Origin of the sequence: Micrococcus flavus, from assembly GCF_014204815.1 — a bacterium.
In the GTDB taxonomy this organism is placed as follows: Bacteria; Actinomycetota; Actinomycetes; order Actinomycetales; family Micrococcaceae; genus Micrococcus; species Micrococcus flavus.
Genome location: NZ_JACHMC010000001.1, coordinates 497557 through 523695, shown reverse-complemented (window position 1 = coordinate 523695; position 26139 = coordinate 497557). Strand labels below are relative to the sequence as shown.

At 69.7% G+C, this 26139-nt stretch carries 28 protein-coding genes and 1 tRNA gene; 1 reads left to right on the top strand and 28 read right to left on the bottom strand.

Annotation, left to right across the window (positions count from 1 at the left end):
- The 18 genes from rplN to rpsL all read right to left on the bottom strand — a co-directional run bounded on the left by rplN (position 1) and on the right by rpsL (position 11644).
- A complete protein-coding gene (gene rplN, locus BJ976_RS02535; RefSeq protein ID WP_135028765.1) occupies positions 1-369 on the bottom strand; it encodes a 50S ribosomal protein L14 in 369 nt (122 codons plus the stop codon).
- Between the two features lie 342 nt (positions 370-711).
- Entirely contained in the window at positions 712-993 is a 282-nt protein-coding gene (gene rpsQ, locus BJ976_RS02530; protein ID WP_135028767.1) for a 30S ribosomal protein S17, read from the bottom strand.
- The gene (gene rpmC, locus BJ976_RS02525) at positions 990-1256 is read right to left on the bottom strand and encodes a 50S ribosomal protein L29 (RefSeq protein ID WP_135028769.1); all 267 of its coding nucleotides are present in this window, start codon (positions 1254-1256) and stop codon (positions 990-992) included. The genes rpsQ and rpmC overlap by 4 nt, the downstream gene beginning before the upstream one ends.
- 4 nt (positions 1257-1260) lie before the next feature.
- On the bottom strand, positions 1261-1677 hold the full coding sequence (gene rplP / locus BJ976_RS02520; RefSeq protein ID WP_135028772.1) for a 50S ribosomal protein L16: 417 nt from the start codon (positions 1675-1677) through the stop codon (positions 1261-1263).
- Positions 1677-2504, bottom strand: coding sequence for a 30S ribosomal protein S3 (gene rpsC / locus BJ976_RS02515; protein ID WP_135028774.1), 828 nt, complete (start codon positions 2502-2504; stop codon positions 1677-1679). Before rpsC ends, rplP begins: the two co-directional genes overlap by 1 nt.
- A gap of 2 nt (positions 2505-2506) precedes the next feature.
- Positions 2507-2872: a 50S ribosomal protein L22 gene (gene rplV, locus BJ976_RS02510; protein WP_135028776.1), complete on the bottom strand. Its 366-nt coding sequence runs from the start codon at positions 2870-2872 to the stop codon at positions 2507-2509.
- Between the two features lie 51 nt (positions 2873-2923).
- Positions 2924-3205 carry a 30S ribosomal protein S19 gene (gene rpsS / locus BJ976_RS02505; protein ID WP_135028778.1) on the bottom strand — a complete coding sequence of 94 codons (282 nt, stop codon included), beginning with the start codon at positions 3203-3205 and terminating at the stop codon, positions 2924-2926.
- Positions 3206-3220: 15 nt separating this feature from the next.
- A complete protein-coding gene (gene rplB, locus BJ976_RS02500; RefSeq protein WP_135028780.1) occupies positions 3221-4060 on the bottom strand; it encodes a 50S ribosomal protein L2 in 840 nt (279 codons plus the stop codon).
- A 36-nt stretch (positions 4061-4096) separates the two neighbouring features.
- Entirely contained in the window at positions 4097-4408 is a 312-nt protein-coding gene (gene rplW, locus BJ976_RS02495) for a 50S ribosomal protein L23 (protein WP_135028782.1), read from the bottom strand.
- Positions 4405-5040 carry a 50S ribosomal protein L4 gene (rplD, locus tag BJ976_RS02490; RefSeq protein ID WP_135028783.1) on the bottom strand — a complete coding sequence of 212 codons (636 nt, stop codon included), beginning with the start codon at positions 5038-5040 and terminating at the stop codon, positions 4405-4407. Before rplD ends, rplW begins: the two co-directional genes overlap by 4 nt.
- Positions 5041-5044: 4 nt before the next feature.
- Positions 5045-5695, bottom strand: coding sequence for a 50S ribosomal protein L3 (gene rplC / locus BJ976_RS02485; protein WP_135028785.1), 651 nt, complete (start codon positions 5693-5695; stop codon positions 5045-5047).
- A gap of 20 nt (positions 5696-5715) precedes the next feature.
- Positions 5716-6024: a 30S ribosomal protein S10 gene (rpsJ, locus tag BJ976_RS02480; RefSeq protein WP_002857463.1), complete on the bottom strand. Its 309-nt coding sequence runs from the start codon at positions 6022-6024 to the stop codon at positions 5716-5718.
- Between the two features lie 350 nt (positions 6025-6374).
- Complete coding sequence (locus tag BJ976_RS02475) at positions 6375-6839, bottom strand: DUF3817 domain-containing protein (protein WP_135028787.1); 465 nt, start codon at positions 6837-6839, stop codon at positions 6375-6377.
- The gene (locus BJ976_RS11945) at positions 6836-6970 is read right to left on the bottom strand and encodes a hypothetical protein (protein WP_260399190.1); all 135 of its coding nucleotides are present in this window, start codon (positions 6968-6970) and stop codon (positions 6836-6838) included. The genes BJ976_RS02475 and BJ976_RS11945 overlap by 4 nt, the downstream gene beginning before the upstream one ends.
- Positions 6971-7086: 116 nt before the next feature.
- Positions 7087-8277, bottom strand: coding sequence for an elongation factor Tu (gene tuf / locus BJ976_RS02470; RefSeq protein WP_135028789.1), 1191 nt, complete (start codon positions 8275-8277; stop codon positions 7087-7089).
- 285 nt (positions 8278-8562) lie between these two features.
- A complete protein-coding gene (gene fusA, locus BJ976_RS02465; RefSeq protein ID WP_135028791.1) occupies positions 8563-10677 on the bottom strand; it encodes an elongation factor G in 2115 nt (704 codons plus the stop codon).
- Between the two features lie 122 nt (positions 10678-10799).
- Positions 10800-11270 (bottom strand): 30S ribosomal protein S7, encoded by a 471-nt coding sequence (rpsG, locus tag BJ976_RS02460; RefSeq protein WP_135028793.1) that lies wholly within the window; start codon positions 11268-11270, stop codon positions 10800-10802.
- Entirely contained in the window at positions 11270-11644 is a 375-nt protein-coding gene (rpsL, locus tag BJ976_RS02455) for a 30S ribosomal protein S12 (protein WP_135028796.1), read from the bottom strand. The genes rpsG and rpsL overlap by 1 nt, the downstream gene beginning before the upstream one ends.
- A 254-nt stretch (positions 11645-11898) precedes the next feature.
- On the opposite strand from rpsL, the gene BJ976_RS02450 reads away from it, so the two are divergent.
- Positions 11899-13122, top strand: coding sequence for a lipid II:glycine glycyltransferase FemX (locus tag BJ976_RS02450; RefSeq protein WP_229667421.1), 1224 nt, complete (start codon positions 11899-11901; stop codon positions 13120-13122).
- Between the two features lie 78 nt (positions 13123-13200).
- Here BJ976_RS02450 and BJ976_RS02445 read toward each other — a convergent pair whose 3' ends face one another.
- The 10 genes from BJ976_RS02445 to BJ976_RS02400 form a co-directional block, all read right to left on the bottom strand.
- Positions 13201-17097 carry a DNA-directed RNA polymerase subunit beta' gene (locus tag BJ976_RS02445; protein ID WP_135028797.1) on the bottom strand — a complete coding sequence of 1299 codons (3897 nt, stop codon included), beginning with the start codon at positions 17095-17097 and terminating at the stop codon, positions 13201-13203.
- 58 nt (positions 17098-17155) lie between these two features.
- Complete coding sequence (gene rpoB, locus BJ976_RS02440; protein ID WP_135028799.1) at positions 17156-20662, bottom strand: DNA-directed RNA polymerase subunit beta; 3507 nt, start codon at positions 20660-20662, stop codon at positions 17156-17158.
- A 189-nt stretch (positions 20663-20851) separates the two neighbouring features.
- Positions 20852-22036 (bottom strand): acyltransferase family protein, encoded by a 1185-nt coding sequence (locus tag BJ976_RS02435; protein WP_135028801.1) that lies wholly within the window; start codon positions 22034-22036, stop codon positions 20852-20854.
- A gap of 106 nt (positions 22037-22142) precedes the next feature.
- Positions 22143-22529: a 50S ribosomal protein L7/L12 gene (gene rplL / locus BJ976_RS02430; protein ID WP_135028803.1), complete on the bottom strand. Its 387-nt coding sequence runs from the start codon at positions 22527-22529 to the stop codon at positions 22143-22145.
- Positions 22530-22601: 72 nt separating this feature from the next.
- The gene (gene rplJ, locus BJ976_RS02425; RefSeq protein ID WP_135028805.1) at positions 22602-23123 is read right to left on the bottom strand and encodes a 50S ribosomal protein L10; all 522 of its coding nucleotides are present in this window, start codon (positions 23121-23123) and stop codon (positions 22602-22604) included.
- Positions 23124-23454: 331 nt separating this feature from the next.
- A complete protein-coding gene (rplA, locus tag BJ976_RS02420) occupies positions 23455-24162 on the bottom strand; it encodes a 50S ribosomal protein L1 (RefSeq protein ID WP_135028807.1) in 708 nt (235 codons plus the stop codon).
- Positions 24163-24240: 78 nt separating this feature from the next.
- Positions 24241-24672: a 50S ribosomal protein L11 gene (gene rplK, locus BJ976_RS02415; RefSeq protein WP_135028809.1), complete on the bottom strand. Its 432-nt coding sequence runs from the start codon at positions 24670-24672 to the stop codon at positions 24241-24243.
- A 131-nt stretch (positions 24673-24803) separates the two neighbouring features.
- Complete coding sequence (gene nusG, locus BJ976_RS02410) at positions 24804-25637, bottom strand: transcription termination/antitermination protein NusG (RefSeq protein WP_135028811.1); 834 nt, start codon at positions 25635-25637, stop codon at positions 24804-24806.
- Positions 25638-25723: 86 nt separating this feature from the next.
- A complete protein-coding gene (gene secE / locus BJ976_RS02405) occupies positions 25724-25975 on the bottom strand; it encodes a preprotein translocase subunit SecE (RefSeq protein WP_135028921.1) in 252 nt (83 codons plus the stop codon).
- An 80-nt stretch (positions 25976-26055) separates the two neighbouring features.
- Positions 26056-26128: transfer RNA gene (locus BJ976_RS02400), tRNA-Trp, on the bottom strand.
- Positions 26129-26139: the final 11 nt, after the last annotated feature.

The window sequence follows — 26139 nt, the reverse complement described above, 5'->3', positions numbered from 1 at the left end:
TCAGATCACCTCCGGAGCGAGCGACACGATCTTCATGAACCGCTTGTCGCGCAGCTCACGGCCGACGGGGCCGAAGATGCGCGTGCCGCGGGGCTCGCCCTCGTTCTTGAGGATGACGGCCGCGTTCTCGTCGAAGCGGATGTACGAGCCGTCGGGGCGGCGGGACTGCTTGCGGGTGCGGACCACCACGGCCTTGACGACGTCGCCCTTCTTGACGTTGCCGCCGGGGATGGCGTCCTTGACGGTGGCGACGATGGTGTCGCCGATGCCTGCGTAACGGCGTCCGGAACCACCGAGAACACGGATGGTCAGGATCTCCTTCGCACCGGTGTTGTCGGCGACCTTGAGCCGCGACTCCTGCTGGATCACTTGTATCTCCTTGCGTCGCGCCGGTTCTCACCCCTGATGGGCGAGCCTTGCGGAACGGTTGAAACGGTCATCCCGGGGACGCTTACCCCTCCCCCATCGTGCGCTCCCCCGCTCGGGCTCGCCGTGCCCCGCGTGTTCAGACAGCGGGAGGCTCGCGCGGCGGACGCGCGCACAGGGCAGGGCCGAGGCGGATCCGGGACGGTCGTGCGTCTCCCCTCGGCACGCAGGATGGATGGTCCTGCCAACAAAGGGCGCACGAATACACGATGATAGCCGAAAAGGCCGCCCCATGCCAGTGCACGGGGCGGCCTCCGGGGGACCCGGGTCAGGCCCGGGGCCGGGTCACTTGGCGCGCTCGACGATCTCGACGAGGCGGAAGTGCTTGTCCGCGGACAGCGGACGGGTCTCGGCGATGCGGACGCGGTCGCCCACGCCGGCGGTGTTCTCCTCGTCGTGCGCCTTGACGCGCTTGGAGGTCTTCATCACCTTGCCGTAGAGCGAGTGCTTCTTGCGGTCCTCGACCTCGACGACGATGGTCTTGTCCATCTTGTCGGAGACGACGACGCCACGCAGCGCCTTGCGGTAGTTGCGCTCCTCGACGGGAGCGGCGGTCTGCTCGGTCACTTGGCAGCCTCCTCGTTCTTCTCGGCGCCGGCCGCCTCGACATCCCCACGGATGCCGAGCTCGCGCTCGCGCAGGATCGTGTAGATGCGCGCGATGTCGCGCTTGACGGCCTTCAGCCGGCTGGAGTCCTCCAGCTGGCCGGTGGCGGCCTGGAAGCGCAGGTTGAACAGCTCCTCCTTGGAGGACTTCAGGGCCTCCAGCAGGCGCGCGTTGTCCATCCCGTCCAGGGACTCGACGTTCAGATCCTTGGTACCGATGGCCATGGGATCACTCACCACCCTCTCGACGGATGACTCGGGCCTTGAGCGGCAGCTTGTGGATGGCCAGACGCAGCGCCTCGCGGGCGACCTCGTCGGACACGCCGGAGAGCTCGAAGAGCACGCGGCCCGGCTTGACGTTGGCGACCCACCACTCGGTCGAGCCCTTGCCGGAGCCCATGCGGGTCTCGGCGGGCTTCTTGGTGAGCGGGCGGTCCGGGTAGATGTTGATCCAGACCTTGCCGCCACGCTTGATGTAGCGGGTCATGGCGATACGCGCGGCCTCGATCTGACGGTTCGTCACATAGGCCGGCGTGAGCGCCTGGATGCCCCACTCGCCGAAGGTGACGGTGGTGCCGCCCTTGGCCATGCCGGAGCGCTTCGGGTGGTGCTGCTTGCGGTGCTTGACGCGACGGGGGATCAGCATCAGGCGTTGCCTCCTTCGACGGGAGCGGCGGCCGGGGTCTCGGCGCCGGCGCCGGCGTTCTCCTGGCGGGGAGCGCGCTCGGCACGGTCATTGCGACGACGGCGCTCGCCGCCGGCGCCCGGGCCGCGACGCTCGCCGCCGCGGCCGCGGCCGGAGGGCTGCGCGGCCTCCTTGGCCGCGAGCTCCTTGGCGGTGAGGTCGCCCTTGTAGATCCAGACCTTCACGCCGATGCGGCCGTAGGTGGTCTTCGCCTCGAACTTGCCGAAGTCGATGTTCGCGCGGAGGGTGTGCAGCGGCACGCGGCCCTCGCGGTAGAACTCCGACCGGCTCATCTCGGCGCCGCCCAGACGGCCGGCGCACTGGATGCGGATGCCCTGGGCGCCGGCCCGCATGGCGGACTGGATGGCCTTCTTCATGGCACGGCGGAACGCGACGCGGGAGGCGAGCTGCTCGGCCACGCCCTGCGCCACCAGCTGGGCGTCGGTCTCGGGGTTCTTGACCTCGAGGATGTTCAGCTGGATCTGCTTGCCGGTGAGCTTCTCGAGCTCGCCGCGGATGCGGTCGGCCTCCGCGCCGCGGCGGCCGATCACGATGCCGGGGCGGGCGGTGTGGATGTCCACCCGCACGCGGTCACGGGTGCGCTCGATCTCGACCTTGGAGATGCCGGCGCGCTCCATGCCGTCGGTCATCAGCTCGCGGATCTTGACGTCCTCCTTGAGGAAGTCGGCGTAGCGCTGACCCTCCTTGTGGGAGTCGGCGAACCAGTGCGAGACGTGATCGGTCGTGATGCCGAGGCGGAACCCGTTGGGGTTGATCTTCTGACCCATTGTCAGTTCCCACCCTTCTCGTCCTTGGACGCGACGACCACGGTGACGTGGCTCGTGCGCTTGTTGATGCGGTACGCGCGGCCCTGAGCACGGGGCTGGAACCGCTTCATGGTCGGGCCCTCGTCGACGAAGGCCTCGGTGATGTACAGGGCGTCCTCGTGGAAGGCCCGGCCCTCACGGTCGGCCTTGACGCGGGCGTTCGCCACCGCGGAGGCCACCAGCTTGTAGACCGGCTCCGAAGCGCCCTGCTGGGCGAACTTCAGGATGGCCAGAGCTTCGGTGGCCTGCTTGCCACGGACCAGGTCGACGACGCGCCGGGCCTTCATCGGCGTCACGCGCAGGTGGCGCGCAATTGCCTTGGCTTCCATTGCTTCTCTCTTTCGATTCTCTCGAAGGTCAAGCGTGCTGTGCCGTCAGGCTCAGCGACGCTTGCCCTTCTTGTCGTCCTTCACGTGGCCGCGGAACGTCCGGGTGGGGGCGAACTCGCCGAGCTTGTGGCCCACCATGGACTCCGTGACGAAGACCGGGACGTGCTTGCGCCCGTCGTGCACGGCGATGGTGTGACCCAGCATGTCCGGGATGATCATCGACCGGCGGGACCAGGTCTTGATGACGTTCTTGCTGCCCTTCTCGTTCTCGGCCACCACCTTGAGGTAAAGGTGCTGGTCGACGAAGGGGCCCTTCTTCAGGCTGCGAGGCATGTCTTCTCAGCTCCCTTATCGCTTGTTCTTGCCGGAGCGGCGGCGACGCACGATGAGCTTGTCGCTTTCCTTGTTCGGGCGGCGGGTGCGGCCCTCGGGCTTGCCGTTGGGGTTGACCGGGTGACGGCCGCCGGAGGTCTTGCCCTCACCGCCGCCGTGCGGGTGGTCGACCGGGTTCATCACGACGCCGCGGACGGTCGGGCGGACGCCCTTCCAGCGCATGCGGCCGGCCTTGCCCCAGTTGATGTTCGACTGCTCGGCGTTGCCGACCTCGCCGATCGTGGCGCGGCAGCGCACGTCGACGTTGCGGATCTCGCCGGAGGGCAGGCGCAGCTGGGCGTACTTGCCCTCACGGGCGACCAGCTGGATGGAGGCGCCGGCCGAGCGGGCCATCTTGGCGCCACCGCCCGGGCGCAGCTCCACCGCGTGGATCGTGGTGCCCACGGGGATGTTGCGCAGCGGCAGGTTGTTGCCGGGCTTGATGTCCGCGTTGGGACCGGCCTCGACCACGTCGCCCTGGCTCAGCCGGGCCGGGGCCAGGATGTAGCGCTTGGCGCCGTCCGCGTAGTGCAGCAGCGCGATGCGGGCGGTGCGGTTGGGGTCGTACTCGATGTGCGCGACCGTGGCGGGCACGCCGTCCTTGTCGTGACGACGGAAGTCGATCAGACGGTACTGGCGCTTGTGGCCGCCGCCCTTGTGGCGGGTGGTGATGCGGCCGGTGTTGTTGCGGCCGCCGGTCTTGTGCAGCGGACGGAGAAGCGACTTCTCCGGCGTGGACCGGGTGATCTCTGCGAAGTCGGCCACGGACGAGCCGCGCAGGCCCGGGGTGGTCGGCTTGTACTTACGGATAGCCATGGGTGTCTTCCTCGATTAAGTGGTCTCCGCCGCGCCTCAGGAGGCGAGCGGACCTCCGAAGATGTCGATGGTCGCGCCGTCCTTCAGCGAGACGATCGCACGCTTGGTGGCCTTGCGGGAGCCCCACCCGAAGCGGGTGCGGCGGCGCTTGCCGGGACGGTTGAGCGTGTTCACCGAGGCGACCGACACGTCGAAGATGCGCTCGACGGCCTGCTTGATCTCGGTCTTGTTGGAGCGCGGGTCGACGAGGAAGGTGTACTTGCCCTCGTCGATCAGTCCGTAGCTCTTCTCCGACACGACGGGAGCGATGATCACGTCGCGGGGGTCCTTGTTGATGGAGCCGCTCACTGGGCATCCTCCTTCTTGGCACCGGAGGCCTGCGCCACGTACGCGTCGTAGGCGACCTTGGTGAACACGACGTCGTCGGAGACGAGCACGTCGTAGGTGTTCAGCTGGTCGGCGTACAGCGTGTGGACCGCCGGAAGGTTGCGGGCGGACAGGGCGGTGAGATCGTCGGCGCGGTCGATCACCAGCAGCACGTTGCGGCGGCCGGTGCTCAGCGACTCGAGACCCGCCTTGGCGGCCTTCGTGGACGGCGTGGGGCCGGACACGAGCGCCTCGACGACGTGGACACGGCCGTTGCGGGCGCGGTCCGAGAGGGCGCCGCGGAGGGCGGCGGCCTTCATCTTCTTGGGGGTGCGCTGCGCGTAGTCACGCGGCGTCGGGCCGTGGACGATGCCGCCACCGGTCATGTGCGGAGCGCGGATCGAGCCCTGACGGGCGCGACCGGTGCCCTTCTGCTTGAACGGCTTGCGGCCGGCGCCGGAGACCTCGCCACGGCGCTTGGTCTTGTGCGTGCCCTGGCGGGCGGCGGCCAGCTGGGCCACCACGACCTGGTGCATGAGCGGCACGTTGGCCTGCACGTCGAAGATCTCGGCGGGCAGCTCGACCTGGACGGTCTTCACGGAGTTCTCAGCCATGGTCTCAGGCTCCCTTCACGGCGCTGCGGACGAGCACGACCTGGCCCTTGGAGCCGGGCACCGCGCCCTTGATCAGCAGGAGGTTGTTCTCCACGTCGACACCGTGGAGGGTCAGGTTCATGGTGGTCTGACGGACCGCACCCATGCGGCCCGGCATGCGCTGGCCCTTGAACACGCGGCCCGGGGTGGACGCGCCACCCACGGAGCCCGGCTTGCGGTGGTTCTTGTGCGCGCCGTGCGAGGCGCCCACGCCCGAGAAGCCGTGACGCTTCATGGCACCGGCGAAGCCCTTGCCCTTGGTGGTGCCGACGACGTCGACCTTCTGGCCGGCCTCGAAGAGCTCGACGGTCAGGTCCTGGCCGAGCGAGTACTCGGCGGCGTCGGCGGTGCGCAGCTCGACGAGGTGACGGCGGGGGGTCACGCCGGCCTTCTCGAAGTGACCCGCCAGCGGCTTGGTCACGCGGCGGGGGTCGATCTGGCCGTAGGCGATCTGGACGGCGGTGTAGCCGTCGGTCTCCTCGGAGCGCAGCTGGGTGACGACGTTGGCGTCGGCCTGGACCACGGTGACGGGGATGAGCTTGTTGTCCTCATCCCACACCTGGGTCATGCCGAGCTTCGTGCCCAGCAGGCCCTTCACGTTCAGGTTGTTGGTCATAGTCTCTCAGCACCTCCCTCTCAGAGCTTGATCTCGATGTTGACATCCGCGGGCAGGTCGAGACGCATGAGCGAGTCGACGGCCTTGGGCGTCGGGTCGATGATGTCGATGAGCCGCTTGTGGGTGCGCATCTCGAAATGCTCGCGGCTGTCCTTGTACTTGTGGGGAGAACGGATCACGCAGTACACGTTCTTCTCCGTCGGCAGCGGCACGGGGCCCACCACCGTTGCGCCTGCACGCGTGACCGTGTCAACGATCTTGCGGGCCGAGACGTCGATGACCTCGTGGTCGTACGACTTCAGCCGGATGCGGATCTTCTGTCCCGCCATGGCGTCACGCCTCTCTCGTCGGGTGTGCTGTTCTACGTCCCTGTTCGGCCACCCCCTCGGGGGCGGCCCTGTTGTTCCTGTCCGCACGGGGCGAATCCGGCCGAGCCGGGTTCCTCGCCACCGTCGGCCTCCGGTCCACGCGGTCGGGCGTGTCGCCCTGCTGGAGGGCGTCCACGCGAGGGCGGAGCGGAGGGGACTGTCACATCTGGGCCACGCAGCCGCCTCGAGACTGGAGGGCGACGGCGCATCGGCGCTTGAGCAACCGAATCAGTATGACAGACATCGAGCCCCGCTGCCAACCAGGGGCCGTGGGGTCGGACACAGCCCCTCCCCCACGGCACCTGCCGCGGTCAGAACCACTGGGTGGGCGGGCCGGCCTGGAGCAGCAGCACGAAGACGACGGACACGAGCGCCAGGACCACGAGCGCGGAGGGGACGGGGCGATGCAGCACGGTCCTCAGGACTCCGTCCGCGGGACCCCGTGCGCTCTCCGGGCTCTCCCGGAGGCGCCACCGACCCGGCAGGAAGCCGGCGCGATCATAGGAGCGCTCCACCGGGACGGTGGCGTACGGGACCACGGCGGCGCCCAGCGCGAGCAACCCGCGCCCGACCGACCACCGGGCGTCGATCCACACGGCGAGGGACACGGCCGCGTAGCAGAGGAAGACGAACCCGTGCACGCCCCCGGCGAGCGGCATGAGGGCCTCCGTGACCCCCGTGTACTTCAACGCCATGGCCACGAGGAGCAGGGTCCAGGTGACCGCCTCGGCGAGGGCGGTCACGCGGAACAGCGGGCGCGGGGCGGGCGGGGTCACCGCTCCAGACCGCCGCGGTTCGCGCGGCGGATCCGCCGGGCCCGGTCGATCTCGGGGCGGAAGGTGCGGTACGCCCAGCCGCCCACGACGACGACGGCGACCACGACGAGCAGCACGATGAGCCAATCCATGCGGCCCACCCTACCGGGGCGCGGGACCGGGGCATGCCGAAGGGCCCCCGCCGTACGGCGGGGGCCCTTCGGGTGGTCCGACCGGAGCCGGACCGGGTCAGCCGGTGATCAGCGGATCACTTGGTGATCTTGGTGACGCGGCCGGAGCCCACGGTGCGGCCACCCTCGCGGATGGCGAAGCCGAGGCCCTCCTCCATGGCGATCGGCTGGATGAGCTCGACCGACATCTCGGTGGTGTCGCCGGGCATGACCATCTCGGTGCCCTCGGGCAGCGTGATGACGCCGGTGACGTCGGTGGTGCGGAAGTAGAACTGCGGACGGTAGTTCGAGTAGAACGGGTTGTGACGGCCACCCTCGTCCTTGGACAGGATGTAGACATTCGCCTCGAAGCCGGTGTGCGGGGTGATCGAGCCCGGGGCCACGACGACCTGGCCGCGCTCGACGTCGTCACGCTTCAGACCGCGCAGCAGGAGGCCGCAGTTCTCGCCGGCCCACGCCTCGTCGAGCTGCTTGTGGAACATCTCGATGCCGGTCACGGTGGTCTTCTGCAGGTCGCGGATGCCCACGATCTCGACCTCCGAGTTGATGGCCAGGGTGCCGCGCTCGGCGCGGCCGGTCACCACGGTGCCGCGGCCGGTGATGGTGAAGACGTCCTCGATGGGCATGAGGAACGGCTTGTCCTTGTCGCGCACCGGATCCGGGATGTACTCGTCCACGGCGTCCATCAGGTCCTCGACGGACTTGACCCACTCGGCGTCGCCCTCGAGGGCCTTCAGGCCGGAGGTGCGGACGACCGGAGCCTCGTCACCGTCGAACTCCTGGGAGGACAGCAGCTCGCGGACCTCCATCTCGACGAGCTCGAGGAGCTCCTCGTCCTCGACCATGTCGGCCTTGTTGAGGGCCACCAGCAGGGCGGGCACGCCGACCTGGCGGGCGAGCAGCACGTGCTCGCGGGTCTGGGCCATGGGGCCGTCGGTGGCGGCGACCACGAGGATGGCGCCGTCCATCTGGGCCGCACCGGTGATCATGTTCTTGATGTAGTCGGCGTGACCGGGGGCGTCCACGTGGGCGTAGTGACGCTTCTCGGTCTGGTACTCCACGTGGGAGATGTTGATGGTGATGCCGCGCTGGCGCTCCTCCGGGGCGGAGTCGATCGACGCGAAGTCACGCTTCTCGTTGAGGTCCGGGTACTTGTCGTACAGGACCTTCGAGATGGCGGCGGTGAGGGTGGTCTTGCCGTGGTCAACGTGGCCGATGGTGCCGATGTTGACGTGCGGCTTCGTCCGCTCGAACTTTGCCTTTGCCACAGTTCCTCCTAAAGAACTTGTTTCCTCGTCAAGAAGACTGCTCAGCCACGGGTGACGAGCTGACAACTCGGTGAGTCTACTGGGATGGTGCGGGGTTGGGGAAATCCGGCGAGTCGAGGATCGGTCCGGCTCCAGGCCGGCGGGGCCGCCGGAGCGGACCGGACCTGACGCGTCCCGTGCTCGGTCCGGCGCGCCGGGCGCCGGACGAGCGCCCCGCGGAGCGGCCGCGCGCGGCGGCCGCTCCCGCGGAGCAGGTGTGATCCCTCAGGACCGGTGAGCGTCAGCTCACTCGCCCTGGGACTTCTGGATGATCTCGTCGGCCACGTTCTTCGGGACCTCGGAGTAGGAGTGGAAGGTCATCGAGTAGACCGCGCGGCCCTGGGTGCGGGAGCGCAGGTCGCCGATGTAGCCGAACATCTCCGACAGCGGCACGAGGGCGTTGACCACCTTCACGCCGGTGGCGTCCTCCATGGACTGGATCTGACCGCGGCGGGAGTTCAGGTCGCCGACGACGTCGCCCATGAACTCCTCGGGGGTGCGGACCTCCACGGCCATCAGCGGCTCGAGGATGACCGGGGACGCCTTCTTCACGCCCTCCTTGAACGCCTGCGAGCCGGCGATCTTGAACGCCATCTCGGAGGAGTCCACGTCGTGGTACGCGCCGTCGAGCAGCGTGGCCTTGACGCCCACCATGGGGTAGCCGGCGAGCACGCCGAACTGCATGGCATCCTGGATTCCGGCGTCCACCGAGGGGATGTACTCGCGCGGCACGCGACCGCCGGTGACGGCGTTCTCGAACTCGTAGATCTCCCCGTCCGCGGTGTCCAGGGGCTCGAAGGAGAGCTGGACCTTCGCGAACTGGCCGGAGCCGCCCGTCTGCTTCTTGTGCGTGTAGTCGACCTTGTCGACCTTGCGCTTGATGGTCTCGCGGTAGGCGACCTGGGGCTTGCCCACGTTGGCCTCGACGCGGAACTCGCGGCGCATGCGGTCGACGAACACGTCGAGGTGCAGCTCGCCCATGCCGCCGATCTCGGTCTGGCCGGTCTCCTCGTTGAGGTTGACGCGGAACGTCGGGTCCTCGGCCACGAGCTTCTGGATGGCGGTGGAGAGCTTCTCCTGGTCGCCCTTGGACTTCGGCTCGATGGCCACGGAGATCACGGGCTCCGGGAAGGTCATCGACTCGAGGATGATCGGCTCGTTCGGGTTGCACAGCGTGTCGCCCGTGGTGGTGTCCTTGAGGCCGATCACGGCGTAGATGTGGCCCGCCACGACCTCCTCGACCGGGTTCTCCTTGTTGGCGTGCATCTGGAACAGCTTGCCGATGCGCTCCTTCTTGCCCTTGGTGGCGTTGAGGATCTGCGCGCCGGACTCGAGGCGGCCGGAGTACACGCGGATGAAGGTCAGCGTGCCGAAGAACGGGTGCGAGGCGATCTTGAAGGCCAGCGCCGAGAACGGGGCCTCCTTCGAGGGCTCGCGCTCCAGCTCCTTCTCCTCATCGCCCACCGCGTGGCCCTTCACGGCGCCGGCGTCGAGCGGGTTCGGGAGGTAGGCGACGACGGCGTCGAGCATCGGCTGCACACCGCGGTTCTTGAAGGCGGAGCCGCAGAAGACCGGGTAGGCCTCGGCGTTCACGGTCAGGTGGCGCACGCCGGCCACGATCTCCTCCTCGGAGATCTCCTCGCCCTCGAGGTACTTCTCCATGAGCTCCTCGGAGGTGTCCGCGACGGCCTCGATGAGCTCAGTGCGGTACTGCTCGGCCTTCTCGACGAGATCCGCCGGGATGTCCTGGATCTCGTACTCGGCGCCCATGGTCACGTCGCCCTTGGCGTCGCCCGGCCACACGAAGGCCTTCATGGTCAGCAGGTCGACGACGCCCACGAAGTCGTTCTCCACGCCGATCGGCAGCTGCATCACGAGCGGCTTCGCACCGAGGCGCTTCACGATCGTGTCCACGGTGAAGTAGAAGTCCGCGCCGAGCTTGTCCATCTTGTTGACGAAGCAGATGCGGGGGACGTCGTACTTGTCCGCCTGGCGCCACACGGTCTCCGACTGGGGCTCCACGCCCTCCTTGCCGTCGAACACGGCCACGGCGCCGTCGAGCACGCGCAGGGACCGCTCCACCTCGACGGTGAAGTCCACGTGGCCGGGGGTGTCGATGATGTTGATCTGGTTGTTCTTCCAGAAGCAGGTCACCGCGGCGGAGGTGATGGTGATGCCGCGCTCCTTCTCCTGCTCCATCCAGTCGGTGGTGGAGGCGCCGTCGTGCGTCTCACCCAGCTTGTGGTTGACACCCGTGTAGAACAGGATGCGCTCGGTGGTGGTGGTCTTGCCGGCATCAATGTGGGCCATGATGCCGATGTTGCGGACCTTGTTCAGGTCGGTCAGCACGTCCTGTGCCACGGTGTCTCCCTTGGTCGGAGTGGTCGTGTGGGGGTCTCGAGGGACGGAGGCGGACGGCGCGCGCCCCGGGGGTGCAGGCGCCTGCGGCCCGGACCGCGCTCACGCGGTCCGGGCCGACGGGATCACCAGCGGTAGTGGGCGAAGGCCTTGTTGGCCTCGGCCATCTTGTGGGTGTCCTCGCGGCGCTTCACGGCGCCGCCCAGGCCGTTCGAGGCGTCCAGGATCTCGTTCATCAGACGCTCGGTCATGGTCTTCTCGCGGCGGGCCTTGGAGAAGCCGACCAGCCAGCGCAGGGCGAGGGCCGTGGCACGACCCGGCTTGACCTCGACGGGCACCTGGTAGGTGGCGCCGCCGACGCGGCGGGACTTGACCTCGAGGGCCGGCTTGATGTTGTCCATGGCCTTCTTCAGCGTGGCCACGGGATCGGCGCCGTTCTTGGCGCGGGCGCCCTCGAGCGCGCCGTACACGATGCGCTCGGCGGTGGACTTCTTGCCGTCGATCAGCACCTTGTTGATCAGCTGCGTGACCAGGGGCGAGCCGTACACGGGGTCGACGACGAGGGGGCGCTTCGGGGCGGGACCCTTACGAGGCATTACTTCTTCTCCTTCTTGGCGCCGTAGCGGGAGCGGGCCTGGCCGCGGTTCTTCACGCCCTGGGTGTCCAGCGCGCCGCGCACGATCTTGTAGCGCACGCCGGGCAGGTCCCTCACACGGCCGCCGCGGACGAGCACGATCGAGTGCTCCTGCAGGTTGTGGCCCTCGCCCGGGATGTACGCGGTGACCTCGACGCCGCCGTTGAGGCGGACGCGGGCGACCTTGCGCAGGGCGGAGTTCGGCTTCTTCGGGGTCGTGGTGTACACGCGGGTGCACACGCCACGACGCATGGGGTTGCCCTGCAGCGCAGGGGCCTTGGTCTTGACGACCTTGGGTGAGCGGCCCTTGCGGACCAGCTGCTGAATCGTAGGCACTCTCCAGCCTTCCTTGTCGTGATCGCTGACGGGGTGCGCCGACCCGGGGGCCGGCGCTGCTCGTTCCTCGACTCTGCGTCGGCCCGCGGGCCCCTCCGGGAGGAGCGACAGGCCGCAGGCGTGCAAAAGTGTGGCATCTGTCGCGCAACAACCCCGCGACCGGACCGGGTCCACTCTGCCACTTGGAAAAACAATCTCAGCGAGCATAACACACGGCCCCGGGCCGCCTGGGACCACGGCGTAGAGTGGGCGCCGTGACTGACACCTCCCCCGACGCCACCACCCTGCCCTCCCCCTCCCCCGCCGCGGGCGGGGACGGTGCCGCCGACCGCCCCGCCGGGAGCGACTCCCCCGTGACGGTCCGTCCGATCACCGAGGCCGAGCACGTCGAGGTCCTGCGCCGCCACCCGGGGGCCTCGTTCCTCCAGAACCCGGCCTGGCAGCGGGTGAAGACCGACTGGTCCGGCCAGTCCCTCGGCTTCGAGCAGGACGGCCGCCTCGTCGGCGCCGCCCTCGTGCTCGGCCGACGCCTGCCCGTGCCGGCCCGCACCCCCGTCCTCGGCCGCGCCTTCCTCGCCTACGTCGCCGAGGGACCCGTCCTCGACGAGGGGGTCGACGTCCTCGCCGCCCTGACCGCCCTGGTGGCCGAGCTCCACGCCCAGGGCGCGTTCCTGGTGCGCGTCGCGCCGCCCGGCGTGGTCCGCCGCTGGGACGCGGACACCGTGCGCAAGTCCCTCACCGACCCGCAGCACCGCATGCTCACCGACCTGCCCGCGGCGGAGGAGGACCCGGCGGCGGTCGCGCTCGAGGAGCGCCTGCGGGAGGCCGGCTGGATCGCCCCCGAGGTCCTCCCCGGGTTCTCCGCGGGCCAGCCGATGTTCCAGGCGCGCATCCCCCTCGAGGGGCTCGACGAGGAGGCCGTCCTCGCCCGCATGTCCGGCTCGAGCCGCAAGCGCACGCGCCGCTCGATGCGCAGCGACCTCGACGTGGTCACCGCCGGGCCGGAGCGCCTGGACGAGTGGGACGAGCTGCAGCACGAGACCGCCGCGCGCGACCGGTTCACCGGCCGTCCGAAGGAGTACTTCGAGCGCGTCCTCGCCGAGCTCGGCGGGTCGGAGCTGGCCGACGTGACCTACTACCTCGCCGAGTTCGAGGGCGATCCCGTGGCCGCGGCGTTCCACTTCCGTCAGGGCCACGTGTGCTGGCGCCCCTACTCGGCGTCCTCGCAGAAGGAGCGCAAGCGTGACGCCCCGCGCCTGCTCGAGTTCGAGCAGATCCGCGCCGGCCTCGCCGACGGCTGCCACTGGCTGGACCTCGGCGGGGTGCCCGGGTCGGTGGACGGCGAGGACCGCATCACCGGCCTCACCGAGTTCAAGACCACGCAGGGCGCGGACATCGTCCAGACGCACGGCGAGTGGGACTTCCCCCTGCACAAGGTCCTGACCCACGCCTTCACCCTGTACATGTCGCGCCGCTGAGCGGCCCCGACGCGCACACGCCGCGGCCCCCGCCGGAGTCATCCGACGGGGGCCGCGGCGTGTGCGGGACCGGACGGGTCAGGCCCGGAAGTCCCCGCCCCGGCCGTAGTCGTCCAGGGAGACCGCGTGGAACTCCGCGTCCCCGAGCGGCTGGTCCAGGCCCGGGTAGTCGAAGTCGGCGAAGCCCACCGGGGAGGCGAACAGCGAGGCCTTGGCCTCCTCCGTCGGCTCCACGGCCGTCTGGGTGTAGCGGTCCAGGCCGGTGCCGGCCGGGATCAGCTTGCCGATGATGACGTTCTCCTTCAGGCCCAGCAGCGGGTCCGACTTGCCCTCCATGGCCGCCTGCGTCAGGACGCGGGTGGTCTCCTGGAAGGACGCCGCGGACAGCCACGAGTCGGTGGCGAGCGAGGCCTTCGTGATGCCCATGAGCTCGTCACGACCGGAGGCCGGCTGCTTGCCCTCGGCGACGGCGGCACGGTTGGCCGCCACGAAGCGGGCGCGGTCCGTGAGCTCGCCGGGCAGCAGGTCGGTCTCGCCGGACTCGATCACGGTGATCCGGCGCAGCATCTGCCGGACGATGACCTCCACGTGCTTGTCGTGGATGCCCACGCCCTGCGACTGGTACACGTCCTGCACCTCCTCGACGAGGAAGCGCTGGGCGGCCCGCGGGCCGAGCACGCGCAGGACCTGCTTGGGGTCCACGGCGCCGGCCACCAGCTGCGTGCCCACGGCCACGTGCTCCCCGTCCTGCACGAGCAGACGGGCGCGGCGCAGCACCGGGTACGCGATCTCCTCGGAGCCGTCGTCCGGCGTGAGGATCAGGCGGATCGAGGCGTCGGTGTCCTCGATGGTGACGCGGCCGGCGACCTCGGAGATCGGGGCCACGCCCTTCGGGGTGCGGGCCTCGAAGAGCTCCTGGATGCGGGGCAGACCCTGGGTGATGTCGTCCGCCGAGGCCACACCGCCGGTGTGGAAGGTGCGCATGGTGAGCTGGGTGCCCGGCTCGCCGATGGACTGCGCGGCGATGATGCCCACGGCCTCGCCGATGTCCACCAGCTGACCGGTGGCCATCGAGCGGCCGTAGCACTTGGCGCACGTGCCGACGGCGGAGTCGCAGGTCAGCACGGAGCGGACCTTGATCTCGGCGACGCCCGCGGCCACCAGCTCGCCGATGAGCACATCGCCCACGTCCGCGCCGGCCGAGGCCAGCACGGTGCCGTCCTCGCCCGTGACGTCCTGGGCCAGCGTGCGGGCGAAGGCCGAGTTCTCGACCTGCTCGTGCGCCTGCAGCTCGCCGTCCGCGTTCGGCTCGGCGATGGTCACGGCCAGGCCGCGTCCGGTGCCGCAGTCCTCCTCGCGGACGATCACGTCCTGGGACACGTCCACGAGACGACGGGTCAGGTAGCCCGAGTTCGCCGTCTTCAGGGCGGTGTCGGCGAGGCCCTTGCGGGCGCCGTGGGTGGCGGAGAAGTACTCGAGCACCGACAGGCCCTCGCGGTACGAGGACTTGATGGGGCGCGGGATGATCTCGCCCTTCGGGTTGGCCACCAGGCCGCGGATGCCCGCGATCTGGCGGACCTGCAGCCAGTTGCCTCGGGCGCCGGAGGACACCATGCGGTTGATGGTGTTGAGCTCCGAGAGCCCGTCCTTCATGGCCGCGGCGACCTCGTCAGTGGCCTTGTTCCAGATGTCGATCAGCTCGGAGCGGCGCTCGTCGTCGGCGATCAGGCCCTTGTCGTACTGGGCCTGGACGCGCTGCGCCTGCTCCTCGTACCCCTGCATGATCGAGGCCTTGTCGAAGTCGGACGTAATGTCCGAGATCGCCACGGTCACACCGGACCAGGTGCCCCAGTGGAAGCCCGCGTCCTTGAGGTTGTCGAGCGTCTGCGCGGTGACCACCATCGGGTAGCGCTCGGCGAGGTCGTTGACCAGCTGGCCGAGGGTGCCCTTGGTCGCCTGGCTGTCCAGCCACGGGTAGTCCGCCGGCAGCAGCTCGTTGAAGAGCACCTTGCCCAGAGTGGTCTCGATCGGGGCCAGCAGGCCCTCGGTCCAGCCCTCCGGGGCCGGCACCGCCTCCGAGGGCACGAAGCCCTCGACGCCGATCGTCACCGGGGCGTTCAGGTGCAGCTCGCCGGCGTCGAAGGCCATGATCGCCTCGGCCACGGTGGCGTACGCGTTGCCCGCGCCCGCCTCGTCCTGACGCACCGTGGTGAGGTGGTTCAGGCCGATGATCATGTCCTGGGCCGGGACGGCCACGGCGCGGCCGTCCGAGGGCTTCAGGATGTTGTGGCTCGACAGCATGAGCAGCCGGGCCTCGGCCTGCGCCTCCGGGGAGAGCGGCAGGTGCACGGCCATCTGGTCGCCGTCGAAGTCCGCGTTGAACGCCGAGCACACGAGCGGATGCAGCTGCAGGGCCTTGCCCTCCACCAGCTGCGGCTCGAACGCCTGGATGCCGAGGCGGTGCAGGGTGGGGGCGCGGTTCAACAGCACGGGGTGCTCGGAGATGACCTCCTCGAGCACGTCCCACACCTGCGGACGGAAACGCTCCACCATGCGCTTGGCGGACTTCACGTTCTGGGCGTGGTTGAGGTCCACCAGGCGCTTCATGACGAAGGGCTTGAACAGCTCGAGCGCCATCTGCTTGGGCAGGCCGCACTGGTGCAGCTTGAGCTGCGGGCCCACCACGATCACGGAGCGGCCCGAGTAGTCGACGCGCTTGCCCAGCAGGTTCTGACGGAAGCGGCCCTGCTTGCCCTTGAGCATGTCGGACAGGGACTTCAGCGGACGGTTGCCCGGGCCGGTCACCGGCCGGCCGCGGCGGCCGTTGTCGAACAGCGAGTCCACGGCCTCCTGCAGCATGCGCTTCTCGTTGTTCACGATGATCTCGGGCGCGCCGAGGTCCAGCAGCCGCTTCAGACGGTTGTTGCGGTTGATCACGCGGCGGTACAGGTCGTTCAGGTCGGAGGTCGCGAAGCGGCCGCCGTCCAGCTGGACCATCGGGCGCAGCTCCGGCGGGATCACCGGGACGGCGTCCAGCACCATGCCCTCGGGCGAGTTCACCGTGGTCAGGAACGCGTTGACGACCTTCAGCCGCTTCAGGGCGCGGGTCTTGCGCTGGCCCTTGCCGGTCTTGATGGTCTCGCGGAGCAGCTCGGACTCGGCCTCGAGGTCGAAGGTCTGGAGGCGACGCTGGATCGCCTCCGCGCCCATGGAGCCCTCGAAGTAGGCGCCGAACTTGTCCCGCATGGCGCGGTACAGGCCCTCGTCGCCCTCGAGGTCGGCGACCTTGAGGTTCTTGAAGCGGTCCCAGACCTGCTCCTTGCGATCCAGCTCCGCGTCGGCCCGCTTGCGGATCTGCGCCATGGTCTTGTCCGCGGCGTCGCGGGCCTTCTTCTTCTCCGCGGCCTTGGCGCCCTCGGCCTCGAGCTTGGCGAGGTCCTTCTCGAGGTCGGCGGCCACGGCGGCGATGTCGGCGTCGCGCTGGTCGGCCAGGACACGGGTCTCCTGGTCGTGCTCGGCCTGCAGGTTCGGCAGGTCGCGATGGCGCGCCTCGTCGTCGACGGAGGTGATCATGTACGCCGCGAAGTAGATGACCTTCTCGAGGTCCTTCGGGGCCAGGTCCAGCAGGTACCCCAGGCGCGAGGGCACGCCCTTGAAGTACCAGATGTGGGTGACGGGGGCGGCGAGCTCGATGTGGCCCATGCGGTCACGGCGCACCTTCGAGCGGGTCACCTCGACGCCGCAGCGCTCGCAGATGATCCCCTTGAAGCGCACGCGCTTGTACTTGCCGCACGCGCACTCCCAGTCCCGGGTGGGGCCGAAGATCTTCTCGCAGAAGAGCCCGTCCTTCTCCGGCTTCAGGGTGCGGTAGTTGATGGTCTCGGGCTTCTTGACCTCGCCGTACGACCAGCGGCGGATGTCGTCCGCCGTGGCCAGGCCGATGCGCATCAGGCCGAAAGAGTTGTCAGTGGTCATGCTCCGGTGAACTCCTTGGTTCCGTGGTTCTCAGAGGACGTCTGGGGAGGGAGGAGGATCAGACCTCTTCGACCGAGCTGGGCTCGGCGTGGGACAGGTCGATGCCGAGCTCCTCGGCTGCGCGGTACGACTCGTCCTCGGCGTCGCGCATCTCGATGGTCTGGCCGTCGGCGGAGAGGACCTCCACGTTCAGGCACAGGGACTGCATCTCCTTGATGAGCACCTTGAAGGACTCCGGCACGCCCGGCTCGGGGATGTTCTCGCCCTTGACGATGGCCTCGTAGACCTTCACGCGGCCGTGGATGTCGTCCGACTTGATGGTCAGCAGCTCCTGGAGGGTGAACGCGGCGCCGTACGCCTCGAGCGCCCACACCTCCATCTCGCCGAAGCGCTGGCCGCCGAACTGGGCCTTTCCGCCCAGCGGCTGCTGCGTGATCATCGAGTAGGGGCCCGTGGACCGCGCGTGGATCTTGTCGTCCACCAGGTGGTGCAGCTTGAGCATGTACATGTAGCCCACGGACACCGGGTCCGGGAACGGCTCGCCGGAGCGGCCGTCGAACAGCTGCGCCTTGCCGGTGGTGCCCATGAGGCGGTCGCCGTCGCGGGTCACGTTGACGTGGCCCAGCAGGCCGGTGATCTCGTGCGCCTCGGCGCCGTCGAACACCGGGGTGGCCACGTTGACCGGACCGGACTGCCGGGGGAAGTCCGGCAGGTCCTTGATCCACTCCGGCTCGCCCTCGATGTCCCAGCCGCGGGAGGCGGCCCAGCCGAGGTGGATCTCCATGACCTGGCCGAGGTTCATGCGGCCGGGCACGCCGAGCGGGTTGAGCACGACGTCGACCGGGGTGCCGTCCGCCAGGAACGGCATGTCCTCGAGCGGCAGGATCTTGGAGATGACGCCCTTGTTGCCGTGGCGGCCGGCCATCTTGTCGCCGTCGGTGATCTTGCGCTTCTGGGCCACGTACACGCGCACGAGCTGGTTGACGCCCGGGGGCAGGTCGTCGTCCTCGTCGCGGTCGAAGATCCGCACGCCGATCACGGTGCCGGACTCGCCGTGGGGCACCTTCAGGGAGGTGTCGCGCACCTCGCGGGACTTCTCACCGAAGATGGCGCGCAGCAGGCGCTCCTCCGGGGTCAGCTCCGTCTCGCCCTTCGGGGTCACGCGGCCGACCAGGATGTCGCCGGCCTCCACCTCGGCGCCGATGTGGATGATGCCGCGCTCGTCGAGCTGGGACAGCACCTCCTCGGACACGTTCGGGATGTCCCGGGTGATCTCCTCGGCGCCCAGCTTCGTGTCGCGGGCGTCGACCTCGTGCTCCTCGATGTGGATCGAGGTCAGCACGTCCTCCGAGACCATGCGCTGGGACAGGATGATGGCGTCCTCGTAGTTCAGGCCCTCCCAGGGCATGAACGCGACGAGCAGGTTCTTGCCGAGCGCGAGCTCGCCGTCGTCCGTGGCCGGGCCGTCCGCGATCACCGACAGCCGCTCCAGGCGGTCGCCCTCGGACACGCGCACGCGCTGGTTGTACGCGTTGCCCTGGTTGGAGCGGGCGAACTTCATGATCGGGTAGTGGGTGGTGGTGCCGTCGTCGTTCATGACGGTCACCAGGTCCGCGGCCACCTCGGTCACGACGCCGGGCTCGGTGGCGGTGACGGAGTCGCCCGCGTCCACGGCCACGTACTTCTCCATGCCCGTGCCCACGTAGGGGGCCTGGGACTGCAGCAGCGGCACGGCCTGACGCTGCATGTTCGCGCCCATGAGCGCGCGGTTGGCGTCGTCGTGCTCGAGGAACGGGATCAGGGCCGTCGCGGCCGACACCATCTGGCGCGGGGAGACGTCCATGTAGTCGATGTCCTCGACGGCGGACAGCACGGGCTCGCCGCCGCCGCCGCGCTGGCGGCAGAGCACGAGTTCCTCGACGAAGCGGCCGTCCTCGTCCACCGGGGCATTGGCCTGGGCGATCTGGAAGCCCAGCTCGTCGTCGGCGGTCAGGTAGTCGACGTCGTCGGTCACCCGGCCGTCCACCACGCGGCGGTACGGGGTCTCGATGAAGCCGAACGGGTTGATCCGCCCGAAGGTCGCCAGCGAGCCGATGAGGCCGATGTTCGGGCCTTCCGGCGTCTCGATGGGGCACATGCGGCCGTAGTGCGAGGGGTGGACGTCGCGGACCTCCATGCCGGCGCGGTCGCGGGACAGGCCGCCCGGGCCGAGCGCGGACAGGCGGCGCTTGTGCGTCAGCCCGGCCAGCGGGTTGTTCTGGTCCATGAACTGGGACAGCTGCGAGGTGCCGAAGAACTCCTTGATCGCCGCCACCACCGGGCGGATGTTGATCAGGGTCTGCGGGGTGATCGCCTCGACGTCCTGGGTGGTCATGCGCTCGCGCACGACGCGCTCCATGCGGGACAGGCCCGTGCGGATCTGGTTCTCGATCAGCTCGCCCACGGCGCGGATGCGGCGGTTGCCGAAGTGGTCGATGTCGTCGACCTCGACGCGCACGTCGACCTTCTCGCCGTCGCGGGTGCCCTGGATGGTGGACTCGCCGGCGTGCAGCGCGGCGATGAAGTGCACCATCTGGACGATGTCGTCCTCGGTGAGCACGGAGGCGTTCGGATCGCCCAGGTGCACGTCCACGCCGAGCTTGCGGTTGAGCTTGTAGCGGCCCACCTTGGCGAGGTCGTAGCGCTTGGGCGTGAAGTACAGGTTGTTCAGCAGGTTCTGGGCGGCGTCGACGGCGGCGGGCTCGCCCGGGCGCAGCTTGCGGTAGATGTCCAGCAGCGCCTCGTTCTGGTCGGCGGTGCCGTCCTTCTCGAGGGTGGCGCGGATGGAGTCGTAGTGGCCGAACTCCTCGAGGATGCGGGACTCGGTCCAGCCCATGGCCTTGAGCAGCACGGTCACCGGCTGCTTGCGCTTGCGGTCGAGGCGCACGCCGACCTGATCGCGCTTGTCCACCTCGAGCTCGAACCACGCGCCGCGGGAGGGGATGATCTTCGCGGAGAAGATCTCCTTGTCCGAGGTCTTGTCCGGGGTCCGCTCGAAGTAGGCGCCCGGGGAGCGCACCAGCTGCGAGACGACCACGCGCTCGGTGCCGTTGATGATGAACGTGCCGTTGCGCGTCATGAGCGGGAAGTCGCCCATGAACACCGTCTGCTGCTTGATCTCGCCGGTCGTGTTGTTCATGAACTCGGCCTTGACGTACAGCGGGGCGGAGTAGGTCGCGTCGCGGTCCTTGCACTCCTCCTCCGTCATCTTCGCGTCGGCGAACTCCGGATCGGAGAAGGACAGGGACATGGTGCCCTGGAAGTCCTCGATCGGGGAGATCTCCTCGAAGATGTCCGTGAGGCCGGAGGTGACCGAGACCGAGTGGTCGTCGGCCGCGACGGCGGCGTCCACGCGGGCCATCCAGCGCTCGTTGCCGATCAGGCGGTCGAAGGACTCCGTCTGCAGCGCCAGCAGATCCGGCACGTCGAGCGGCTCGTGGATCTTGGCGAAGGAGATGCGCCCGGCGGAGGCGGCGGAGCGGGGGGAGACGGCAGCGGTTTCGTTGGAGGTGCTCGAGGCGACCACGTAGGATCCTTCCACAGGACTGCAGGGTTCCGGTCAGCCTCCCCCGCTGCGTCGGGCGACGGGACCGGGCCCACCGCTATATGAAGGCCGCGCAGTCCCTCCCACGGCACCCGTTTCCGGGCACGCTGGGACGGGGGAGGTGCAAAGAACCATCCTAACCCGACTCGTTCCCGGTGTCCACCGGCCCCGTCAGGCGGGCCGGACCGTGGAGTCAGGCCCTCCGGGCCGCGCCGGGTCCGCCCCGAGGCCGGGGACCCGTGCGAACAGGCGCGTGGCCCCGTCCCGCAGTCGCGGCCCCAGCGGCCTCTCCACCCACCGGTGCACCACCCAGGACCACACCAGGAGGAGGGCGAGGACGGCCGCCAGCGTGGGCCGCGGACCCAGGTGGGGCATGAGGCGCCCGATCAGCCACCAGCCCCACAGCTGGTGGTGGAGGTACAGCGGATAGGTCAGCGCCCCGGCCGTGGCCGCCCCGGGCACGTGCCAGCGGGCCGGCGGGCCCACGGTCGCCAGCGCCACCCAGACCACCATCGCGGCCACGACGCCGGCCACGACCCAGGACGGCACGGCCAGTCCGGTGGTGGCCAGCGTCTCCCGCGTCTGGATGCGCGTGCTCCACCCGATCGCCAGGACGGCGGTCACCGTGACGGCCGCCCACCGGGCCGGACTGTGGCCGTGCCGGTGGACGAGGAACAGCGCGATGCCCACCCCGAACAGCGCGGAGTACTCGGGGAAGAGCCAGTCCGAGACGGCGGACGACGCCTGCACGTGCTCACGGACGGCCCACCACAGGGCCGACCCGACGGCCGGCCACAGGACCGCGAAGGCCAGCAGGCGGCCCGGCGTGGTCCACCGCAGCAGGAGGAGGACGAGCACGGTCGCGTAGAACTTCAGCTCGATCCAGAGGGTCCAGTAGACGCCGTCCAGGTGCGGCTGGCCGTCGCCGATCGCACCCTGGAGCATCGTGAGGTTCGTGAGCACCTCGACGGGGTGGTGCCCCTCCCCCGCCTCCGGCCACACCACGAAGAGGAGGAACCCCGCCATCAGCACCGCCACCCAGTACGCCGGGTAGAGACGGCCCACACGCGAGCCCAGGTAGCGCGCCGGGCTCCGCCCCAGGGCCGACAGCAGGATCACGAAGCCGGAGACCATGAAGAACAGCTGCACGCCGAGCGAGCCCAGGCTGAACAGCCGGCCGAGCACGGGCCAGACCTCCAGCGCCACGGTGTCCCCGCCGTCCCACTCGCCGTGGTGCCAGGCCGTCCAGTGGTAGAGGACCACGGCCAGGGCGGCCGCCAGGCGCGTGGCGTCGAGGGCCTGCAGTCGGGACCCGGGGCGTCGCGGCGTCGCGGGAGCAGTCGGGGCGGAGGTCATCACGGGCCTTCCGTGGCTCGGCGGGGCGGGTGGACGCGCCGCGACCCCCGTGCCGCCGGAGCGGGACGGGGGTCGCGGACGAGGGGTGCGGCTCAGGCCGCGCGCATCACTTCAGGGTGACGGTCGCGCCGGCGCCCTCGAGCTGCTCCTTGGCCTTCTCGGCGGTCTCCTTGTTGACGCCCTCGAGGACCGGCTTGGGGGCGCCGTCGACGAGGTCCTTGGCCTCCTTCAGACCGAGGGAGGTCAGGGCGCGCACCTCCTTGATGACGCCGATCTTCTTGTCGCCGGCGGACTCGAGGACGACGTCGAACTCGTCCTTCTCCTCGGCGGCCTCGGCGGCACCGCCGGCGGGGGCGCCGGCAGCGGCCATCGCCACGGGGGCGGCGGCGGTGACGTCGAACTTCTCCTCGAACGCCTCGATGAACTCGGACAGCTCGATGAGGGTCAGCTCCTCGAACGCGGCGAGCAGCTCTTCGGTGGTCAGCTTGGCCATGATGGCTCCTTTACGTGTACGACGTGGGTACGTGTGGAAGTGGGTGGGCCGTGCAGCCCGGGTGGGGCTGCGTCAGGCAGCCTGGTCCTGCTGGGCCCGGAGGGCCTCGACCGTGCGGGCGGTCTTGGACAGCGGGGCCTGGAACAGGGCGGCGGCCTTGGACATGCTGCCCTTCATCGCGCCGGCGAACTTGGCCAGCAGCACCTCGCGGGACTCGAGGTCCGCGAGCTGCCTGATGCCGGCCTCGTCCAGGGGCTGGCCGTCCATGTAGCCGCCCTTGAGCACGAGCTTCTCGTGGTCCTTGGCGAAGTCACGCAGCGCCTTCGCGACGCTGACCGGGTCACCGGTCACGAACGCGATCGCGGTGGGACCGGCGAGGTGGGCCTCGAGGCCCTCCACGCCGGCGTCCTTCGCGGCGATCTCGGCGAGCGTGTTCTTCGCCACGGCGTAGGTCGCATCCTGACGGAGGGAGTCACGGAGCTCCTTGAGCTCGGACACCGTCAGGCCACGGTATTCCGTCAGGACAGCGGCGCTCGAGCTGCGGAACAGGTCCGCCAGCTCGGCCACCGCCGACTCCTTCGCGGACGTCGCCATGGCACTCCTCTCGGTGGTTCGGGGGGGACCGCCCGACCCCCGGGAAACAGAAACGCCCCGTGCAGGTGCACGGGGCGCGGCATGACGGCTCCATCCTGACGGACGGGCGCATGGGGCTCAGCATCACCTGCGCGGGCCGCCTCCGTCGGGAGGGCCTTCGACGGTGCTCCCGCCCGAGGGCAGGGATCACCGTGACCGGCGGTCTTCGGTCCGATCAGCATACCCTCACCGGCCCCGGCCTGCAAACGCGACGACGGCCGGCCTCCTCCCGTGCGGGAGGGGACCGGCCGTCGTCGGCGGTCGGGTGACCGCGGTGGCGCCCAGGCGGGGATCAGGCCTCGTCGCCCTTGGGGGCCACGGCGTTGGGGTCCATCGGGACGCCCGGGCCGAAGGTGGTGGCCACGGTGGCCTTGGAGATGTACCGGCCCTTGGAGGAGGCGGGCTTCAGACGGAGCACCTCCTCGAGCGCGGCGGCGTAGTTCTCGACCAGCTGCTTGGCCTCGAAGGAGGTCTTGCCGATGATGAAGTGCAGGTTCGAGTGCTTGTCGACGCGGAAGTCGATCTTGCCGCCCTTGATGTCGGCCACGGCCTTCGCCACGTCCGGGGTCACGGTGCCGGTCTTGGGGTTCGGCATCAGGTTGCGGGGGCCGAGCACCTTGCCCAGGCGGCCGACCTTGCCCATGAGCTCCGGGGAGGCCACGGCGGCGTCGAAGTCCACCCAGCCCTCGGAGATCTTGGCGATCAGGTCGTCGTCGCCCACCACGTCGGCGCCGGCGGCGCGGGCGGCCTCGGCGCGCTCACCGGTGGCGAACACGACCACGCGGGCGGTCTTGCCGGTGCCGTGGGGCAGGCTGACGGAGCCGCGCACCATCTGGTCGGCCTTGCGAGGGTCGACCGACAGACGGAGGGCGACCTCCACGGTGGCGTCGGTCTTCGAGGGGTTGGTCTCCTTGGCGAGGGCGATCGCCTCGGACGGGGAGTACAGCGTGTCCCCGATCGCGGCCTTGGCCGCCTTGTATGCCTTGCTGCGCTGTGCCATCTGCTCTGTTCTCCTTGTGCAGTCGTGGTCTCTCGGGCCGCGCTCGGCCCTGCCACTGGAAGGGGGTGGGGGTGGGCGTCAGCCCTCGACGGTGATGCCCATGGAACGGGCGGTGCCGGCGATGATCTTGGCGGCGGCCTGCACGTCGTTGGCGTTCAGGTCCTCCATCTTGGACTGGGCGATCTCCTCGCACTGGGCCTGGGTCAGCGTGCCGACCTTGGCGGTGTGCGGGGTGGCGGAGCCCTTCTGGACGCCCGCGGCCTTCTTGATGAGCTCGACGGCCGGCGGGGTCTTGGTGATGAACGTGAACGAGCGGTCCTCGTACACGGTGATCTCGACCGGGATGACGTTGCCGCGCTGGGCCTCGGTGGCCGCGTTGTAGGCCTTGCAGAACTCCATGATGTTCACGCCGTGCTGGCCGAGGGCCGGGCCGATGGGCGGGGCCGGGTTGGCCGCGCCGGCCTGGATCTGAAGCTTGATCAGACCGGCGACCTTCTTCTTGGGAGCCATGAGTGGATCCTTCTCTCACTGGGGGACCCGCGGCGCAGGAGCGCACCGTGGGCGGTGGCCGCCGTGGCGCGGCGGCCGGGACCGCTCCCCCGTCGGCAGGCGGCCGGCGGGAGGCGGAAGACTGGGCGTCCTCAGATGACCTTGGTCACCTGGTTGAAGGACAGGGTCACGGGGGTCTCGCGCTCGAAGATCGAGACGAGCACCACCAGCTGCTGGGCCTCCGGCTTGATCTCGGAGATCGTGGCCGGGAGCGTCTCGAACGGGCCGTCGTTGACCGTGACGGACTCGCCGACCTCGAAGTCGACGTGGATCGCGGGCGCGGACGGGGCACCGGACTCGGCGGTGGCCTGCGGGGCGAGGCCCGCCTTCTCCGCCTCGCGGGCGGCCTGCTGGATCACGGACGGGGCGAGCATGTCGTACACCTCGTCGAGCGTGAGCGGCTGCGGGTGGTGGGCGTCGTTGCCCACGAAGCCGGTGACGCCGGAGGTGTGGCGCACGACGCCCCACGAGGCGTCGTCGAGGTCCATGCGCACGAGGACGTAGCCGGGGATGCGGACGCGGCTGACGATCTTGCGCGTGGTGTTCTTGATCTCCACGACCTCCTCCATGGGGACCTCGATCTCGTAGATCGCGTCCTCCATGTCCTGGGTCTGGACACGGGCCTCGAGGTTCGTCTTCACGCGCTTCTCGTAGCCGGCGTAGGTGTGGACGACGTACCAGTCGCCCGGCTGGCGGCGCAGGCGGGTGCGCAGCTCCTCGCCGGCGTCGACGGCGGCGGCCTCCTCGGCGACCGGGGCGTCCTCGTCCTGCACGGCCTCGGCGAGGGCCTCCTCGAGCTGCTCCTCGGCGTCCTCGGCGGTCATGGCCTCGGTCTGACCCTCGGCGATCGCGAGGTCGGCCTCCTGCACGGTGGTGGTGTCAGCCGACTCCTCGACGTCCTGACGATCCAGTTCCTGCTCGGACACGACTTCCTGCTTTCTGCTGACGGGGTGCGGACTGCCCGGGGCGGGCCGATGCGGACGTGCGCCGCCGCTCCCGCCGGCCGGGCCGCTCAGGCGGGACCCGCGCCGAACAGCAGACCGGCGAGGGTGCCGAACACCCAGTCCAGACCCATGACCAGGAGGATCATGACGGCCACGAAGGCGAGCACGACGCCGGTCATGCGGATCAGCTCCTCGCTGGTGGGCGTGACCACCTTGCGGAGCTCGTCGACCACCTGGCGCAGGAACAGCACGATCCGACCGAACGGTCCACGCCGCTGGGACTCGGGCTCGGGAGTCGAGCTCCCGTGGGTCGCCGCCATCTCAGTCACGTGGCCTCACTCGATCGGATCGCCGGAACGCTCTGCACGTCCAGTGCCGGACCGACAGGTCCGGCACCGAGCAGGGCAGACAGGACTCGAACCTGCAACCTGCGGTTTTGGAGACCGCTGCGCTACCAATTGCGCCACTACCCTAGGTGCCCGCC

What these genes read in the sequence shown, in the direction of transcription:
- rplD (WP_135028783.1), bottom strand. Translation starts at nt 5,040, where the DNA reads ATGGCTGAGAACTCCGTGAAGACCGTCCAGGTCGAGCTGCCCGCCGAG.
- rplL (WP_135028803.1), bottom strand. Translation starts at nt 22,529, where the DNA reads ATGGCCAAGCTGACCACCGAAGAGCTGCTCGCCGCGTTCGAGGAGCTG.
- rplC (WP_135028785.1), bottom strand. Translation starts at nt 5,695, where the DNA reads ATGACCAACAACCTGAACGTGAAGGGCCTGCTGGGCACGAAGCTCGGC.
- rpsJ (WP_002857463.1), bottom strand. Translation starts at nt 6,024, where the DNA reads ATGGCGGGACAGAAGATCCGCATCCGGCTGAAGTCGTACGACCACGAG.
- rplJ (WP_135028805.1), bottom strand. Translation starts at nt 23,123, where the DNA reads ATGGCGACGTCCGCGAAGGAGTCGGCGGTGGCCGAGCTGGCGGACCTG.
- BJ976_RS02435 (WP_135028801.1), bottom strand. Translation starts at nt 22,036, where the DNA reads ATGACCTCCGCCCCGACTGCTCCCGCGACGCCGCGACGCCCCGGGTCC.
- BJ976_RS11945 (WP_260399190.1), bottom strand. Translation starts at nt 6,970, where the DNA reads ATGGATTGGCTCATCGTGCTGCTCGTCGTGGTCGCCGTCGTCGTCGTG.
- rplB (WP_135028780.1), bottom strand. Translation starts at nt 4,060, where the DNA reads ATGGCTATCCGTAAGTACAAGCCGACCACCCCGGGCCTGCGCGGCTCG.
- rplP (WP_135028772.1), bottom strand. Translation starts at nt 1,677, where the DNA reads ATGCTGATCCCCCGTCGCGTCAAGCACCGCAAGCAGCACCACCCGAAG.
- rplK (WP_135028809.1), bottom strand. Translation starts at nt 24,672, where the DNA reads ATGGCTCCCAAGAAGAAGGTCGCCGGTCTGATCAAGCTTCAGATCCAG.
- rpsG (WP_135028793.1), bottom strand. Translation starts at nt 11,270, where the DNA reads ATGCCTCGTAAGGGTCCCGCCCCGAAGCGCCCCCTCGTCGTCGACCCC.
- rplV (WP_135028776.1), bottom strand. Translation starts at nt 2,872, where the DNA reads ATGGAAGCCAAGGCAATTGCGCGCCACCTGCGCGTGACGCCGATGAAG.
- rpsS (WP_135028778.1), bottom strand. Translation starts at nt 3,205, where the DNA reads ATGCCTCGCAGCCTGAAGAAGGGCCCCTTCGTCGACCAGCACCTTTAC.
- rpmC (WP_135028769.1), bottom strand. Translation starts at nt 1,256, where the DNA reads ATGGCCATCGGTACCAAGGATCTGAACGTCGAGTCCCTGGACGGGATG.
- BJ976_RS02445 (WP_135028797.1), bottom strand. Translation starts at nt 17,097, where the DNA reads ATGACCACTGACAACTCTTTCGGCCTGATGCGCATCGGCCTGGCCACG.
- rplA (WP_135028807.1), bottom strand. Translation starts at nt 24,162, where the DNA reads ATGGCACAGCGCAGCAAGGCATACAAGGCGGCCAAGGCCGCGATCGGG.
- secE (WP_135028921.1), bottom strand. Translation starts at nt 25,975, where the DNA reads ATGGCGGCGACCCACGGGAGCTCGACTCCCGAGCCCGAGTCCCAGCGG.
- rpsC (WP_135028774.1), bottom strand. Translation starts at nt 2,504, where the DNA reads ATGGGTCAGAAGATCAACCCCAACGGGTTCCGCCTCGGCATCACGACC.